Below are 16,117 nucleotides of genomic sequence, written 5' to 3'. Positions count from 1 at the left end.
CACGGGCCGACCGGCCCCTTCACTGGCTGTTGGTCCCGAAGTCCTCGGGCGAGATCTGGTCGAGGAACTCGCGGAACTTCTCCACCTCGTCCTCCTGCTCGTCCGGGATCGCGATGCCCGCGTCGTCGAGTACCCCGTCGCTGCCGTAGATCGGCGTTCCGGTGCGCAGCGCCAGCGCTATGGCATCGGACGGGCGGGCACTGACCTCGACCCCGCTGGCGAACACCAGCTCCGCGTAGAAGACGCCCTCGCGCAGATCGGTGATGCGCACTTCGGTGAGCTCCTGGCCGACGGCTTCCAGCACGTCCTTGAAAAGGTCGTGGGTCAGCGGTCGCGCGGGGGCCATGCCCTGCTGGGCGAAGGCGATCGCCGTCGCCTCCCCCGGTCCGATCCAGATGGGGAGGTAACGGTCGCCTCCCACTTCACGCAGGAGCACGATCGGTTGGTTGGAGGGCATCTCGACCCGGACACCTACGACATCGAGCTCGTTCACACAGCAACCCTAGGCCGTGCCCGGGACGTTTGGGTAGTCGGGCACAGAACGGGTGGCCGATCCGGGCTCCCGACCGAGCGCTCGCGGTCAGGGCAGCCGCACGCCGAGCGCGGTCTGCACCAGGGCCGCGTGCAGCTTTACCGTGAGCCCCGCCAGTTCCTTCGTACGGGCTTCCGCATGCGCCCTGGTCTGCGGATTGCGGTGCCGCCGCAGCGGGGCCACCACCTGGTCCACGAGCCCCGCGTCCCGCTCGGCCGCGGCCTTCATCGCACACAGATGGCGCGGCTCGATCCCGAACCGCCCCAGCTCGACGACGAGCGCGGCGACCGTCACCGCCTCGGCGTCATACGCCCCGTCCGGCAGCGGGGCGACCAGCCCGTACGACTCCCACTCCTGAAGTTCCTGCTCACCGATCTCGGCGGCGGCCAGCAGCTCCGCACGGCCCACCCGGGCCGCGGTGGGCGCCTCCGGCTCCCCGAAGAGATCACCGAACGCGCCGAGCGGCTCTCCGTCGCCGGAGTCGCGCTGCCGCCCCACGGACGGCAGCCGCACCGGTTCCCCGCGTTCCAGGGCGTCCAGGTACTCACGGATCACCTTCAGCGGAAGATAGTGGTCCCGCTGCATCCTCAGTACGTGGCCGAGGCGCTCCACGTCGGCCGTGCTGAACTTGCGATACCCCGAGGGGGTCCGCTGCGGCTCGACGAGCCCCTCCGACTCCAGGAACCGAATCTTGGAGACCGTGACTTCGGGAAACTCGTCGCGCAGCGCGTTCAGCACCGCGCCGATGCTCATCAGCCCACTGTCCACTGCGGCGGTACCGCTCCCGGCACCGCCGCTCGGTGATCGAAGCATGGACCTTCCTGGGGGTCCCCCCGGACGGAGTCCGGGGGAGGGTCAGATACCCCGCTGGCTCGCGTAGAAGACCAGCCGGTACTTACCGATCTGCACCTCGTCGCCGTTCGACAGCGGGACCGAGTCGATCCGCTCCCGATTGACGTACGTGCCGTTCAGGCTGCCCACGTCGGCGACCGTGAACGAGCCGTCCGCGGCGCGACGGAACTCCACATGGCGGCGCGACACGGTCACGTCGTCCAGGAAGATGTCGCTCTGCGGATGACGCCCGGCCGTGGTCAGCTCGCCGTCCAGCAGGAAGCGGCTGCCCGAGTTCGGACCGCGGCGCACCACCAGGAGCGCCGAGCCGAGCGGCAGCGCGTCGACGGCCGCCTGTGCCTCCGGAGAGAGCGTCGGCATCTGCGTCTGGCCGGTGATCTCGGCATCGTAGGCCTCAAGGCCGGAAATGGAGATCGTGGACGTCGTCTCGGACGCACGCTCCGGTACCGCTCCGGGCCGCAGCGGCGCGCCGCAGTTGGAGCAGAAGCGGCTGTTCTCCGCGTTGCGGTTACCGCACCTCGTACACACCAGGGCCGACATGGACGGATCCTCCTGCCGCGGCTGCCCTCCAGGGGCATGGGACGCATACGGGTCGGAGGCGAACCCTCCACCCGTACTTGAGGTTGACGGTTCCCCGAAACCTATGCGTCCGGACTGGGCAGGGTCAACAGACGGCGCGCCCTGACCACCGGAAATGTCTCCGACCTGGTCCCTGAACAGCGGGCGCTCGCCGCTCTGGCCCTCGGCGTCTCCATGGCGTGGTGCACGGTGTCGAGCAGTCGCGTTGTCGCTGCCCTCTCCTCGTGCGCTCTTGCCGAACAACTTCGCAAACAACTTCACGGGCGATTCCCCTTGACCGAAACAGACCCGCCCGTGGGGCAGGACGAACCCTGATTGAACACACCGGTCGACCCGGACATCCTCACAACGTCCGTATCCACCAGACAGTTTCCACCACGCACCACCCATTCGGTGCGCCGACCCCCCGCAACCTCATGCCCTCGCCGGGCGGCCCCCATGCACCCCCGGTTCACCGGGAGGACGACCGAGCGTAGTCAGGCTGCTCTGCCGCTCGCAAGGCATCCACAATGATCTTCGTCGCACGCTCCACCGTGACGGTGGCCTGCTCCTTCTCAAGAGTCTGCACCACCCCTCCGGGGATGTTGAGTGCCGGCTCCAGGTCCTGCGGCTTGCCGATGACCTTGAAACGATAGGGCTGGGTGATCTTGTTCCCATCCACGCTCACGCCCTTGCCGGAGTCGCTCAGATAGGTGCTGGCGACAACCCGTACGCCGTTCACCTGGATCGCCTCCGCGCCGGCCGCGCGCAGCTCCTGGATCGCGTCAAGCAGCATGTCCGCCTTGACCGTCCCCTTCGTGTCGTTGATCGTCAGCGTGATGCCGGGTCCCTGCGCCGCCACCGTGCCCGCCAGAATGCCGAGTTGCCTCTCCTTCTCGACCGTCTGCTTGCGCGCCTCGGCAGCCTGGTTCGAGCTGTTCTCCAGCTCGGTGCGCTGATCTTCGAGACCCTGCTTCTCGTCTTCTAGACGCTGCGTACGGTTGTCGAGTTCATCGAGGATGCGTACGAGATCTTCCTGACGTGCACCGCGCAGGGCACTGCCGCTGTCACTGTTGGAGGCCACCTGGACGGCCAGACCGAAGCCCAGGCCGAACAGGAGCAGCGCGACGATGAGTTGCGCCCGTGTCACCCGCGGCGGCCACACGCCCTTCGCGAGCCGCTGCCGCCCGGTCAGCGAGGGCTCGCCCGGCGCTTCCTCCTGCTCGGATCCGGAATTCTCGGGAGCCGCGGCCGGAACCTCTTCGGGAAGTTCCTTGCGCAGCCGGTTCTCGGGTGTCTCGTCCTCGCTGCTCATCGGCCTCACGCCCGGAACACGTGCCGGCGGATCGCCGCGGCATTGGAGAAGATGCGGATACCGAGGACGACCACGACGCCGGTGGAGAGCTGGGCACCCACACCCAACTTGTCGCCCAGGAAGACGATCAGCGCGGCGACGACCACGTTCGACAGGAAGGAGACCACGAAGACCTTGTCGTCGAAGATGCCGTCGAGCATCGCCCGCAGGCCTCCGAAGACGGCGTCGAGCGCCGCCACCACGGCGATCGGAAGATAAGGCTCGACGACCGCCGGAACCTCGGGCCGGACCAACAATCCAGCCACGACTCCCACGACGAGGCCCAGTACGGCGATCACGATGTGCCCTTCCCTGTGCTCGGCTGCGCTGTACGTACGATCACACTCGGTGCTGCGGACAACCGGACGTCGTCCTCGACGGAAATGGCGGTCCGGATGCCGAAGTTCTCCTGCAGGGCGTGCAGATACAGCCCGTCGGCACTGTTCTGGAACCTGGTGCTGAGCCGCTTGCCGTCCCCCACCGCCAGCACCGTGTAGGGCGGCACGAGCGGCTTGTTGTCGACCAGTATCGCGTCACCCGCGGCCCGGATCGCCGACAGCGCCGTCAGCCGCTGTCCGTTGATCGAGACGGCCTCCGCACCGGACTCCCAGAGCCCGTTGACGACACGCTGCATGTCACGGTCGCGGACCCGTCCGGTGTCGGAGAAATCACTGGTCTCGCGGGGATCGCCGTCACCGCCCTGGGTGGCTTCCTTGGCGTCGTTCACGACGAGTTTCACCCCGGGCCCATGCACGGCGACGGCACCCGACAGAATGTCCACCAGGTCGGCCTGGTCGCCGCCCCCCTGTTTCTTCAGCGCCTCGCGCTGCCGGGCGCTCACGTCGGCGCGCAGGGTGTCGACCCCGCCCTCCAGCTTGTCCGCGGACGCGGTCTCCCGCTCGATGCGGTCGATGAGCTCCTGACGCTCCTTGGCCACGACCGGGGCCGAGATCCGTGCGTTCGCCGCTCCCACGGTCACCACCAGCGCCGCGAGGACGAGACCGACCGCGAGACCGAGCTTCGCCCGCACCGTCTTCGGCATGCCGCCGGTGCCCTCGGCCTCCTTGCGGGCGGCCGCCTCGGCATATCCGTCGTCGAGGCTGTGGTCCATGACGTTGGTGAGCAGCGACATGGAGGCGTCCGGGCGCGAGGGGCGCGGAAGTGTGCTCCGAATGGGGGGCTGCTGCGGCATGCCGCACATCGTCGCACGTGGCGGGCCCTACCTCCGAATGGCCCCACCGACGTGCCGGACAGGCCCCCTTGGGGGCACTTGTCCGGCACGCGCGCGTGGCTAGCGCCCGGCGCTGTCCACGACAGCCGCCCACTCGTCGAGCAGCGCCTCCGCGGAAGCGTCGTCAGGGCCTTCGGCCCACAGATGCGTCACCGCCTCGGCGGGGTCGGGCAGCACCATCACCCAGCGCCCGTCGGTCTCCACAACCCGTACGCCGTCGGTCGTGTCCACGAAACGGTCCCCGGCCGCCTCCACGACCCGGCGCATCACCAGTCCCTTGACGGCCCACGGAGTGGCGAGATCACGCTTCAGGACATGCGCCCTCGGAATCCGCGCGTCGATCTGGCTGAGCGTGAGCTGCGTCCGCGCCACCAGCCCGATCAGTCGTACGAATGCCGCCGAGCCGTCGAAGACGCTGCTGAATTCCGGAATGATGAACCCGCCGCGCCCGTCACCGCCGAAGATCGTCGACTCGTCGCGCCCGACCCGCGTCAGGTCGTCCGGCGACGTCGTCGTCCACTCCACCTGGGTCCCGTGGTACGCCGCCACCTGCTCGGCGATCCGCGTGGTGGTCACCGGCAGCGCCACCCGCCCGCTGCGCCGCTCCGCGGCCACCAGGTCGAGCATGACGAGCAGGGCCCGGTCGTCCTCGACGATCCGCCCTTTCTCGTCGACCAGCGAGAGCCGCTCGCCCACCGGGTCGAAACGGACCCCGAACGCGGCCCGCGCGGACGCCACGATCTCACCGAGCCGCACCAGACCGGCCCGCCGCGTGTCCGCCGTCTCCGTGGGCCTCGACTCGTCGAGACCGGGATTGATGGTCAGCGAGTCCACCCCGAGCTTGCCCAACAAACTGGGCAGCACGAGCCCGGCACTCCCGTTCGAGGCATCCACGACCACCTTGAGCCCGGATTCGGCGATGCCCGTGGTGTCGACATTCCGCAGCAGCGACCCGGTGTACGAGTCGAAGACGCTGGCCGGGAAGTGCAGATCCCCGATCTCGCCCGGGAACGCGCGCCGGTACTCCTGCCGCGCGAACACCCGGTCCAGCTTCCGCTGTCCCCCCTGCGACAGATCGGCGCCCTGACCGTCGAAGAACATGATGTCGACCGAGTCCGGCACTCCGGGGGACGTCCGGATCATGATCCCGCCGGCGCTTCCCCTGGCGGTCTGCTGTCGCGCCACGGGCAGCGGTACGTTCTCCAGGTCACGTACCTCGATGGCACTGGCCTGCAGCGCCGAGATGACCGCCCGCTTCAGCGCGCGGGCGCCACGGGAGTGATCGCGGGCCGTCGTGACGGTGGACCCCTTCTTGAGCGTCGTCGCGTACGCCCCCGCGAGGCGCACGGCGAGCTCCGGAGTGATCTCCACATTCAGGATCCCGGAAACGCCACGGGCACCAAAGAGATGCGCCTGACCGCGCGACTCCCAGATCACCGAGGTGTTGACGAAGGCGCCGGCCTCGATGGTCTTGAACGGATAGACGCGTACGTTTCCCTGAATGATCGATTCTTCACCGACGAGACATTCGTCGCCGATGACAGCGCCGTCCTCGATCCGCGCGGCCCGCATGATGTCGGTGTTCTTCCCGATCACGCAACCGCGCAAATTGCTGTGCTGCCCGATGTACACGTTGTCGTGCACCACGGCCCGGTGCAGGAAGGCACCGGTCTTGACGACGACATTGGAGCCGACGACGGTGTGCTCGCGGATTTCGGCGTCCGCCTCGACCTTGGCGTAGTCGCCGATGTAGAGAGGACCCCGCAGCACGGCATCGGGGTGTACTTCGGCGCCTTCGGCGACCCACACTCCCGGAGAGATCTCGAACCCGTCGATCTCGACGTCGACCTTGCCCTCCAGGACGTCTGCCTGGGCCTTCACATAGCTCTCGTGGGTGCCGACGTCCTCCCAATAGCCCTCGGCGATATAGCCGAAGACCGGCTTGCCTTCCTTCATCAACTGAGGGAAGACATCGCCGGACCAGTCGACGGAGACATCGGCCTCGACATAGTCGAAGACCTCGGGCTCCATGACGTAGATACCCGTGTTCACCGTGTCCGAGAAAACCTGGCCCCAGGTCGGCTTCTCCAGGAAGCGCTCGACCTTGCCCTCTTCGTCCACGATGGTAATGCCGAATTCGAGGGGGTTCGGTACACGCGTCAAACAGACGGTGACCAGTGCACCCTTTTCTTTGTGGAAATTGATGAGATCGGTGAGATCGAAGTCGGTCAGGGCATCACCGGAGATCACGAGGAAGGTGTCGTCCTTCAACGCCTCCTCGGCGTTCTTGACGCTCCCGGCGGTACCGAGTGGCTTCTCCTCATTGGCATAGGTGAGCTCCATGCCGAGCTCCTCGCCATCACCGAAGTAGTTCTTGACCAATGAGGCCAAGAACTGGACAGTAACGACGGTCTCGTTGAGCCCATGCCTTTTGAGCAGCCGTAGCACGTGCTCCATGATCGGGCGGTTGACCACGGGTAGGAGCGGCTTGGGCATGCTTGAGGTCATGGGACGAAGGCGTGTGCCTTCGCCTCCGGCCATCACGACGGCCTTCATGTCGGAAGCGTCCTCCTTGAAGAGACGACGGTCTAGCCGACTTCACCCGCCTTCATTGTCCCGCAGCTTTCGAGCGCGGGCCATCGGGGCACTTCAGCCGCCCAATCGGGCCGAGCTCAATCGGCCATGGCGTCCGCCCTGAGAAGCCGGCGGACCTGCACCACGTAGAGGACTCCTGCCCACCAATAGAGGGTTGTACCCCATCCGGCGAACGCCCATCCGAAAATCGCAGCAAGTGACGCAAGCCATCCACTTCCGTCACTGAGCAGCAAGAGCGGAAAGGCGTACATCAGGTTGAAGGTGGCCGCCTTCCCAAGGAAGTTGACCTGCAGGGGCGGATAGCCGTGGCGCCGGAGGACGGCCACCACAACCAGCAGCATCAGCTCGCGCGCCAGAAGTGCAGCCGTCAACCACAGCGGAAGAATCTCGCGCCAGGTGAGGCCCACGAGGGTGGACAGAATGTAGAGCCGGTCGGCCGCGGGGTCGAGCAGCCGGCCGAGGCTGCTGATCTGGTTCCAGCGACGTGCGAGCTTTCCGTCCAGGTAGTCGCTGATGCCGCTCAGCATGAGCACGAGCAGCGCCCAGCCGTCGCTCTTGGGACCGCCGAACTCCGGCCTGAGGATCAGCCACAGGAAGATGGGCACGCCGACCAGGCGCGCCATGCTGAGGATGTTCGGGATGGTGAGGACCCGGTCCGTCTGGACACGGGTCTCCTGGACCTCCACCCGGGGGCCTCCTGTGGGAAACGAGCCAACGATGCCCCCTGACCTTACCCGCAGCTCTCACACCGCGGCGCGGAGGGGTGCGACCGCAACCGGGAAACAATCCTGGAGCCAAACTCACGAGGCTGTCGGTGAAAACAAAAAAGCTCCGGCTCTCGGGCTGTATGCCCAAGAGCCGGAGCTCTAAAAGAAGTTCGGCGGCGTCCTACTCTCCCACAGGGTCCCCCCTGCAGTACCATCGGCGCTGTAAGGCTTAGCTTCCGGGTTCGGAATGTAACCGGGCGTTTCCCTCACGCTATGACCACCGAAACACTATGAAACTGTAACTACCGCACCATACCCAGTGGCCCCGGGGCATGGGGTTGTTCGTGGTTTCAGAACCAACACAGTGGACGCGAGCAACTGAGGACAAGCCCTCGGCCTATTAGTACCAGTCACCTCCACACCTTACGGTGCTTCCAGATCTGGCCTATCAACCCAGTCGTCTACTGGGAGCCTTAACCCCTCAAAGGGGGTGGGAATACTCATCTCGAAGCAGGCTTCCCGCTTAGATGCTTTCAGCGGTTATCCCTCCCGAACGTAGCCAACCAGCCATGCCCTTGGCAGGACAACTGGCACACCAGAGGTTCGTCCGTCCCGGTCCTCTCGTACTAGGGACAGCCCTTCTCAATATTCCTACGCGCACAGCGGATAGGGACCGAACTGTCTCACGACGTTCTAAACCCAGCTCGCGTACCGCTTTAATGGGCGAACAGCCCAACCCTTGGGACCGACTCCAGCCCCAGGATGCGACGAGCCGACATCGAGGTGCCAAACCATCCCGTCGATATGGACTCTTGGGGAAGATCAGCCTGTTATCCCCGGGGTACCTTTTATCCGTTGAGCGACGGCGCTTCCACAAGCCACCGCCGGATCACTAGTCCCGACTTTCGTCCCTGCTCGACCCGTCGGTCTCACAGTCAAGCTCCCTTGTGCACTTACACTCAACACCTGATTACCAACCAGGCTGAGGGAACCTTTGGGCGCCTCCGTTACTCTTTAGGAGGCAACCGCCCCAGTTAAACTACCCATCAGACACTGTCCCTGATCCGGATCACGGACCCAGGTTAGACATCCAGCACGACCAGAGTGGTATTTCAACGACGACTCCCACACGGCTGGCGCCGCGCTTTCAAAGTCTCCCACCTATCCTACACAAGCCGAACCGAACACCAATATCAAACTGTAGTAAAGGTCCCGGGGTCTTTCCGTCCTGCTGCGCGAAACGAGCATCTTTACTCGTAGTGCAATTTCACCGGGCCTATGGTTGAGACAGTCGAGAAGTCGTTACGCCATTCGTGCAGGTCGGAACTTACCCGACAAGGAATTTCGCTACCTTAGGATGGTTATAGTTACCACCGCCGTTTACTGGCGCTTAAGTTCTCAGCTTCGCCAAGACGAATCTTGACTAACCGGTCCCCTTAACGTTCCAGCACCGGGCAGGCGTCAGTCCGTATACATCGCCTTACGGCTTCGCACGGACCTGTGTTTTTAGTAAACAGTCGCTTCTCGCTGGTCTCTGCGGCCACCCCCAGCTCAAGGAGTAAATCCTCTCACCAGTGATGGCCCCCCTTCTCCCGAAGTTACGGGGGCATTTTGCCGAGTTCCTTAACCATAGTTCACCCGAACGCCTCGGTATTCTCTACCTGACCACCTGAGTCGGTTTAGGGTACGGGCCGCCATGAAACTCGCTAGAGGCTTTTCTCGACAGCATAGGATCATCCACTTCACCACAATCGGCTCGGCATCAGGTCTCAGCCTCAATGTGCAACGGATTTACCTATCACACGGCCTACACCCTTACCCCGGGACAACCACCGCCCGGGATGGACTACCTTCCTGCGTCACCCCATCACTCACCTACTACAGGTCTGGACCGTCGGCTCCACCACTTTCCATTCCCCGAAGGGTCCGGAACGGCTTCACGGACTTAGCATCGCCTGGTTCAATGTTTGACGCTTCACAGCGGGTACCGGAATATCAACCGGTTATCCATCGACTACGCCTGTCGGCCTCGCCTTAGGTCCCGACTTACCCTGGGCAGATCAGCTTGACCCAGGAACCCTTAGTCAATCGGCGCACACGTTTCTCACGTGTGTATCGCTACTCATGCCTGCATTCTCACTCGTGAACCGTCCACCACTGCCTTCCGGCGCGGCTTCACCCGGCACACGACGCTCCCCTACCCATCCATACAGGCGTTGGCCCTATTGTATGAATGACACGACTTCGGCGGTACGCTTGAGCCCCGCTACATTGTCGGCGCGGAATCACTAGACCAGTGAGCTATTACGCACTCTTTCAAGGGTGGCTGCTTCTAAGCCAACCTCCTGGTTGTCTCTGCGACTCCACATCCTTTCCCACTTAGCGTACGCTTAGGGGCCTTAGTCGATGCTCTGGGCTGTTTCCCTCTCGACCATGGAGCTTATCCCCCACAGTCTCACTGCCGCGCTCTCACTTACCGGCATTCGGAGTTTGGCTAAGGTCAGTAACCCGGTAGGGCCCATCGCCTATCCAGTGCTCTACCTCCGGCAAGAAACACACGACGCTGCACCTAAATGCATTTCGGGGAGAACCAGCTATCACGGAGTTTGATTGGCCTTTCACCCCTAACCACAGGTCATCCCCCAGGTTTTCAACCCTGGTGGGTTCGGTCCTCCACGACCTCTTACAGCCGCTTCAACCTGCCCATGGCTAGATCACTCCGCTTCGGGTCTTGAGCGCGCTACTAAAACGCCCTATTCGGACTCGCTTTCGCTACGGCTTCCCCACACGGGTTAACCTCGCAACACACCGCAAACTCGCAGGCTCATTCTTCAAAAGGCACGCAGTCACGACGCACCGAGTAAACTCGATGCGCGACGCTCCCACGGCTTGTAGGCACACGGTTTCAGGTACTATTTCACTCCGCTCCCGCGGTACTTTTCACCATTCCCTCACGGTACTATCCGCTATCGGTCACCAGGGAATATTTAGGCTTAGCGGGTGGTCCCGCCAGATTCACACGGGATTTCTCGGGCCCCGTGCTACTTGGGTGTTTCTCAAACGAGCCGTTGACATTTCGACTACGGGGGTCTTACCCTCTACGCCGGACCTTTCGCATGTCCTTCGCCTACATCAACGGTTTCTGACTCGTCTCACGGCCGGCAGACCGTAAAAGAGAAATCCCACAACCCCACATACGCAACCCCTGCCGGGTCTCACACGCATATGGTTTAGCCTCATCCAGTTTCGCTCGCCACTACTCCCGGAATCACGGTTGTTTTCTCTTCCTGCGGGTACTGAGATGTTTCACTTCCCCGCGTTCCCTCCACATACCCTATGTGTTCAGGTATGGGTGACAGCCCATGACGACTGCCGGGTTTCCCCATTCGGAAACCCCCGGATCAAAGCCTGGTTGACGACTCCCCGGGTACTATCGTGGCCTCCCACGTCCTTCATCGGTTCCTGGTACCAAGGCATCCACCGTGCGCCCTTAAAAACTTGGCCACAGATGCTCGCGTCCACTGTGCAGTTCTCAAACAACGACCAACCACCCACCACCCTGCCGCACACGGCAAGTTCACTGGGGCGGCACTGAAGGCAGCCATGATCGGCCGAACCCTCAGACACCCAACAGCGTGCCCGGCACCCCTGCCGCTTCCCTCATTCGTTCCACGCCCCGAAGAGCAGTACTGGAAGGAGAAGACAGTCAAGTGCACCGAATAATCAACGTTCCACCCATGAGCAACCACCGTCGAACATCTGCCGACGTAATGGCCCTGGACCACCGGGCAAGCCCGGCAGCCTAGATGCTCCTTAGAAAGGAGGTGATCCAGCCGCACCTTCCGGTACGGCTACCTTGTTACGACTTCGTCCCAATCGCCAGTCCCACCTTCGACAGCTCCCTCCCACAAGGGGTTGGGCCACCGGCTTCGGGTGTTACCGACTTTCGTGACGTGACGGGCGGTGTGTACAAGGCCCGGGAACGTATTCACCGCAGCAATGCTGATCTGCGATTACTAGCAACTCCGACTTCATGGGGTCGAGTTGCAGACCCCAATCCGAACTGAGACAGGCTTTTTGAGATTCGCTCCGCCTCACGGCTTCGCAGCTCATTGTACCTGCCATTGTAGCACGTGTGCAGCCCAAGACATAAGGGGCATGATGACTTGACGTCGTCCCCACCTTCCTCCGAGTTGACCCCGGCAGTCTCCTGTGAGTCCCCATCACCCCGAAGGGCATGCTGGCAACACAGAACAAGGGTTGCGCTCGTTGCGGGACTTAACCCAACATCTCACGACACGAGCTGACGACAGCCATGCACCACCTGTACACCGACCACAAGGGGGCGACCATCTCTGGCCGTTTCCGGTGTATGTCAAGCCTTGGTAAGGTTCTTCGCGTTGCGTCGAATTAAGCCACATGCTCCGCTGCTTGTGCGGGCCCCCGTCAATTCCTTTGAGTTTTAGCCTTGCGGCCGTACTCCCCAGGCGGGGAACTTAATGCGTTAGCTGCGGCACCGACGACGTGGAATGTCGCCAACACCTAGTTCCCACCGTTTACGGCGTGGACTACCAGGGTATCTAATCCTGTTCGCTCCCCACGCTTTCGCTCCTCAGCGTCAGTAATGGCCCAGAGATCCGCCTTCGCCACCGGTGTTCCTCCTGATATCTGCGCATTTCACCGCTACACCAGGAATTCCGATCTCCCCTACCACACTCTAGCCTGCCCGTATCGACTGCAGACCCGGGGTTAAGCCCCGGGCTTTCACAACCGACGCGACAAGCCGCCTACGAGCTCTTTACGCCCAATAATTCCGGACAACGCTTGCGCCCTACGTATTACCGCGGCTGCTGGCACGTAGTTAGCGGCGCTTCTTCTGCAGGTACCGTCACTTGCGCTTCTTCCCTGCTGAAAGAGGTTTACAACCCGAAGGCCGTCATCCCTCACGCGGCGTCGCTGCATCAGGCTTTCGCCCATTGTGCAATATTCCCCACTGCTGCCTCCCGTAGGAGTCTGGGCCGTGTCTCAGTCCCAGTGTGGCCGGTCGCCCTCTCAGGCCGGCTACCCGTCGTCGCCTTGGTGAGCCACTACCTCACCAACAAGCTGATAGGCCGCGGGCTCATCCTTCACCGCCGGAGCTTTCAACCCACCCAGATGCCCAGGCAGGTATTATCCGGTATTAGACCCCGTTTCCAGGGCTTGTCCCAGAGTGAAGGGCAGATTGCCCACGTGTTACTCACCCGTTCGCCACTAATCCACCCCGAAAGGCTTCATCGTTCGACTTGCATGTGTTAAGCACGCCGCCAGCGTTCGTCCTGAGCCAGGATCAAACTCTCCGTGAATGTTTTCCCGTAATCGGGACGACACCACGAGAGCGGAACCCCCCGAGGAATAATCGGAAGGTTCACAGCGTCCTCGCTGTGCGCCTACCGGACAATGCCCGGCAGGACTTTTTCAAAGGAACCACGCCCCGACCGATCGGCCGGAGACGGGGTATCAACATATCTGGCGTTGATTTTTGGCACGCTGTTGAGTTCTCAAGGAACGGACGCTTCCTTTGTACTCACCCGAGAGAATCTCTCAGGCTTTCCTCCGGGCGCTTCCCTTCGGTCTTACTGTCTTGCTTTGTTCTTGCGTTTCCGACTCTATCAGACCGTTTCCCGACCCGATTTCCTCGGTGCTTTCCAGGTTCCCGCTTTCGCGTTTCCCTTTCCGGCGGTTCCAAACACTATCAGCGATTTTCCGTCTCTCTGACCATGGCCCTGCGAACATGCAGAACCAGACCCCGAGATAGGATCTGACAAGTTGGGTGCTGCCAGGCCACGACACTTGATCGCGTCGCTCGGCCCCAGGCAGGGATACAACTGTACAGGGGGGTTTGGAGCGCGCGCAAATCGATTGCGCGGTGGTCCGGGGCCGCCAACCGGGTCCACTCGTGCGGAACCGGTAGTTCATATGACATACCCTGCTCAGCAGTGCGCCGTCCGGGACAGGCAGTGACGGCCCATATGTATCTCCACCCCTGGGAGGCTTCCCATGACCACCGTGACGTCCCCTCTTGCCGGACGCGCCATTGGACTCACCGCGGTACCGGACCCCGTCTTCTCCGGGGCGATGGTAGGCCCCGGCACGGCGATCGACCCCGTGCGTGAGCCCGCGGAGGCTGTTGCCCCTGTGGACGGAGTGATCGTCTCGCTTCACCCCCATGCCTTCGTCGTCGTCGACGGGCAGGGCCACGGCGTACTCACTCACCTGGGTATCGACACCGTGCAGCTCAACGGCGAGGGCTTCGAGCTGCTCGTCAACAAGGGGGACACCGTAACGCGCGGTCAGGCGGTCGTGCGCTGGAACCCGGCCGCCGTCGAGCAGGCCGGCAAGTCCCCGATCTGCCCGATCGTGGCACTTGAGGCGACCGCCGACTCTCTCTCCGATCTCCGCGAGGACGGCGATGTGAAGGCCGGCGACACGCTCTTCGGCTGGCAGTGACATCAGCAGCACTGCCGTCGTAGACAGCAGGTTCGAAACCACCGCGGCGGCGGGACCCGCCGCACTATCGGAGACGGGTGAAATGGAGACAACGTTGCGAGGCGTCGGCGTGAGCCACGGTGTGGCGATCGGCGAGGTTCGGCACATGGGAACGGCGGTTCTTGAGCCGCCTGCCAAGCAGATCCCGGCGGAGGACGCGGAGCGCGAACAGGGGCGCGCCCGCAAGGCCGTCGAGGCTGTGGCGGCCGACCTGATGGCGCGCGGCAACCTGGCCGGGGGCGAAGCCCAGGCGGTGCTCGAGGCTCAGGCCATGATGGCCCAGGACCCCGAACTGATGGCGGACGTGGATCGGCGTATCGCCGTCGGCAGCACCGCCGAGCGTGCGGTCTACGACGCTTTCGCCTCGTACCGCGCGTTGCTGGCGGGTGCGGGTGAGTACCTCGCCGGTCGTGTGGCCGACCTCGACGACGTGCGGAACCGTATCGTCGCCCGGCTGCTCGGGGTGCCCATGCCGGGTGTCCCGGACAGCGATGAGCCGTACGTCCTTATTGCTCGTGACCTCGCGCCCGCGGACACGGCGCTGCTCGACCCCACGCTCGTCCTCGGTTTTGTCACCGAGGAGGGCGGCCCGACCAGCCACAGCGCGATCCTGGCGCGGGCACTCGGTGTGCCCGCCGTCGTCGCGCTCCCCGGCGCCGGTGAACTCGCCGAGGGCACGGTGGTCGCCGTGGACGGCAGCACCGGTGAGATCTTCGTGGAGCCGAGCGCCGAGAAGAAGGCACAGCTGGAGGCCGCGGCGGCGGAGCGGAAGGCGGCGCTGTCGGCCTCGACCGGTCCGGGTGCCACCTCCGACGGGCACAAGGTGCCGCTGCTGGCCAACGTCGGCGGGCCCGCCGATGTACCGGCCGCCGTGGAGGCCGGGGCCGAGGGTGTGGGTCTCTTCCGCACCGAGTTCCTCTTCCTGGACGACAGCAAGCAGGCACCGTCCGAGGAGAAGCAGGTCGAGACGTACCGGAAGGTGCTCGAAGCGTTCCCCGAGGGGCGCGTCGTGGTGCGTGTGCTGGACGCGGGCGCCGACAAACCGCTCGACTTCCTCACTCCCGCCGACGAGCCGAACCCGGCACTGGGTGTGCGGGGTCTGCGCACCCTGCTCGACCACCCCGACGTACTGCGCACCCAGCTGACGGCGCTCGCGAAGGCCGCGGAGGGGCTGCCGGTCTACCTCGAGGTCATGGCTCCGATGGTCGCGGACCGTACCGACGCCAAGGCGTTCGCGGACGCGTGCCGTGCCGCCGGTCTGAAGGCGAAGTTCGGCGCGATGGTGGAGATTCCGTCGGCCGCGCTGCGGGCTCGGTCGATCCTGCAGGAGGTCGAGTTCCTGTCCCTCGGGACCAACGACCTCGCTCAGTACACCTTCGCCGCCGACCGGCAGGTGGGCGCGGTGTCCCGGCTGCAGGATCCGTGGCAGCCCGCGCTGCTCGACCTGGTTGCCCTGTCCGCCGAGGCGGCGAAGGCCGAGGGCAAGAGCTGTGGTGTGTGCGGCGAGGCCGCGTCCGACCCGCTGCTCGCGTGTGTGCTGACCGGTCTGGGGATCACCTCCCTGTCCATGGGTGCCGCGTCGATTCCCTATGTCCGGGCGACGCTCGCCAAGTACACGCTGGCGCAGTGCGAGCGGGCGGCCGCGGCCGCCCGTGCCGTGGACACGGCCGAGGAGGCACGCACGGCGGCTCAGGCGGTGCTGTCCGGCGAATAACCGAGACAGCTCGTCGATCGACGAGTGCGGAGGGGCGCTCCACCTGCGG

The 16,117-nt window shown here is 64.1% G+C and carries 10 protein-coding genes and 3 rRNA genes; 2 read left to right on the top strand and 11 right to left on the bottom strand.

Annotation, left to right across the window (positions count from 1 at the left end):
- Positions 1-19: 19 nt before the first annotated feature.
- The 11 genes from RV986_RS42955 to RV986_RS42905 all read right to left on the bottom strand — a co-directional run bounded on the left by RV986_RS42955 (position 20) and on the right by RV986_RS42905 (position 13,171).
- Positions 20-493 carry a bifunctional nuclease family protein gene (locus RV986_RS42955; RefSeq protein ID WP_006123076.1) on the bottom strand — a complete coding sequence of 158 codons (474 nt, stop codon included), beginning with the start codon at positions 491-493 and terminating at the stop codon, positions 20-22.
- Between the two features lie 87 nt (positions 494-580).
- Positions 581-1,345 carry a transcriptional regulator FtsR gene (ftsR, locus tag RV986_RS42950; RefSeq protein ID WP_475922560.1) on the bottom strand — a complete coding sequence of 255 codons (765 nt, stop codon included), beginning with the start codon at positions 1,343-1,345 and terminating at the stop codon, positions 581-583.
- Between the two features lie 42 nt (positions 1,346-1,387).
- Complete coding sequence (locus RV986_RS42945) at positions 1,388-2,353, bottom strand: FHA domain-containing protein (RefSeq protein WP_475922559.1); 966 nt, start codon at positions 2,351-2,353, stop codon at positions 1,388-1,390.
- A 61-nt stretch (positions 2,354-2,414) separates the two neighbouring features.
- Positions 2,415-3,257, bottom strand: a complete 843-nt coding sequence (locus tag RV986_RS42940) for a DUF881 domain-containing protein (RefSeq protein ID WP_475922558.1) — start codon at positions 3,255-3,257, stop codon at positions 2,415-2,417.
- Positions 3,258-3,262: 5 nt separating this feature from the next.
- On the bottom strand, positions 3,263-3,595 hold the full coding sequence (locus RV986_RS42935) for a small basic family protein (RefSeq protein ID WP_003988855.1): 333 nt from the start codon (positions 3,593-3,595) through the stop codon (positions 3,263-3,265).
- On the bottom strand, positions 3,592-4,428 hold the full coding sequence (locus RV986_RS42930) for a DUF881 domain-containing protein (RefSeq protein ID WP_475924643.1): 837 nt from the start codon (positions 4,426-4,428) through the stop codon (positions 3,592-3,594). Before RV986_RS42930 ends, RV986_RS42935 begins: the two co-directional genes overlap by 4 nt.
- 159 nt (positions 4,429-4,587) lie before the next feature.
- Positions 4,588-7,083 carry a sugar phosphate nucleotidyltransferase gene (locus tag RV986_RS42925; protein ID WP_475922557.1) on the bottom strand — a complete coding sequence of 832 codons (2,496 nt, stop codon included), beginning with the start codon at positions 7,081-7,083 and terminating at the stop codon, positions 4,588-4,590.
- Positions 7,084-7,199: 116 nt separating this feature from the next.
- A complete protein-coding gene (gene clsA, locus RV986_RS42920; protein WP_475922556.1) occupies positions 7,200-7,808 on the bottom strand; it encodes a cardiolipin synthase ClsA in 609 nt (202 codons plus the stop codon).
- Between the two features lie 189 nt (positions 7,809-7,997).
- A 5S ribosomal RNA gene (gene rrf, locus RV986_RS42915) occupies positions 7,998-8,114 on the bottom strand.
- Between the two features lie 95 nt (positions 8,115-8,209).
- Positions 8,210-11,333, bottom strand: a 23S ribosomal RNA gene (locus tag RV986_RS42910).
- A 313-nt stretch (positions 11,334-11,646) separates the two neighbouring features.
- Positions 11,647-13,171: ribosomal RNA gene (locus RV986_RS42905) — 16S ribosomal RNA — on the bottom strand.
- The 16S, 23S and 5S rRNA genes sit together here, the layout of an rRNA operon.
- Positions 13,172-13,865: 694 nt before the next feature.
- Between RV986_RS42905 and RV986_RS42900 the strand changes: the two genes are divergently transcribed.
- Both RV986_RS42900 and ptsP read left to right on the top strand, forming a co-directional pair.
- Positions 13,866-14,315 (top strand): PTS sugar transporter subunit IIA, encoded by a 450-nt coding sequence (locus RV986_RS42900; RefSeq protein WP_475922555.1) that lies wholly within the window; start codon positions 13,866-13,868, stop codon positions 14,313-14,315.
- Positions 14,316-14,397: 82 nt separating this feature from the next.
- Positions 14,398-16,068, top strand: a complete 1,671-nt coding sequence (gene ptsP / locus RV986_RS42895; RefSeq protein WP_475922554.1) for a phosphoenolpyruvate--protein phosphotransferase — start codon at positions 14,398-14,400, stop codon at positions 16,066-16,068.
- Positions 16,069-16,117: the final 49 nt, after the last annotated feature.

This window comes from Streptomyces sp. RLA012 (assembly GCF_056270325.1).
This window is presented reverse-complemented; position numbering and strand designations above follow the sequence as displayed.

Bases quoted from the DNA above. Each gene is read 5' to 3' on its own strand.
- ftsR (WP_475922560.1), bottom strand. From the start codon at position 1,345: ATGCTTCGATCACCGAGCGGCGGTGCCGGGAGCGGTACCGCCGCAGTG.
- RV986_RS42945 (WP_475922559.1), bottom strand. From the start codon at position 2,353: ATGGGTGGTGCGTGGTGGAAACTGTCTGGTGGATACGGACGTTGTGAG.
- RV986_RS42940 (WP_475922558.1), bottom strand. From the start codon at position 3,257: ATGAGCAGCGAGGACGAGACACCCGAGAACCGGCTGCGCAAGGAACTT.
- RV986_RS42930 (WP_475924643.1), bottom strand. From the start codon at position 4,428: ATGTCGCTGCTCACCAACGTCATGGACCACAGCCTCGACGACGGATAT.
- RV986_RS42925 (WP_475922557.1), bottom strand. From the start codon at position 7,083: ATGAAGGCCGTCGTGATGGCCGGAGGCGAAGGCACACGCCTTCGTCCC.
- RV986_RS42900 (WP_475922555.1), top strand. From the start codon at position 13,866: ATGACCACCGTGACGTCCCCTCTTGCCGGACGCGCCATTGGACTCACC.
- ptsP (WP_475922554.1), top strand. From the start codon at position 14,398: ATGGAGACAACGTTGCGAGGCGTCGGCGTGAGCCACGGTGTGGCGATC.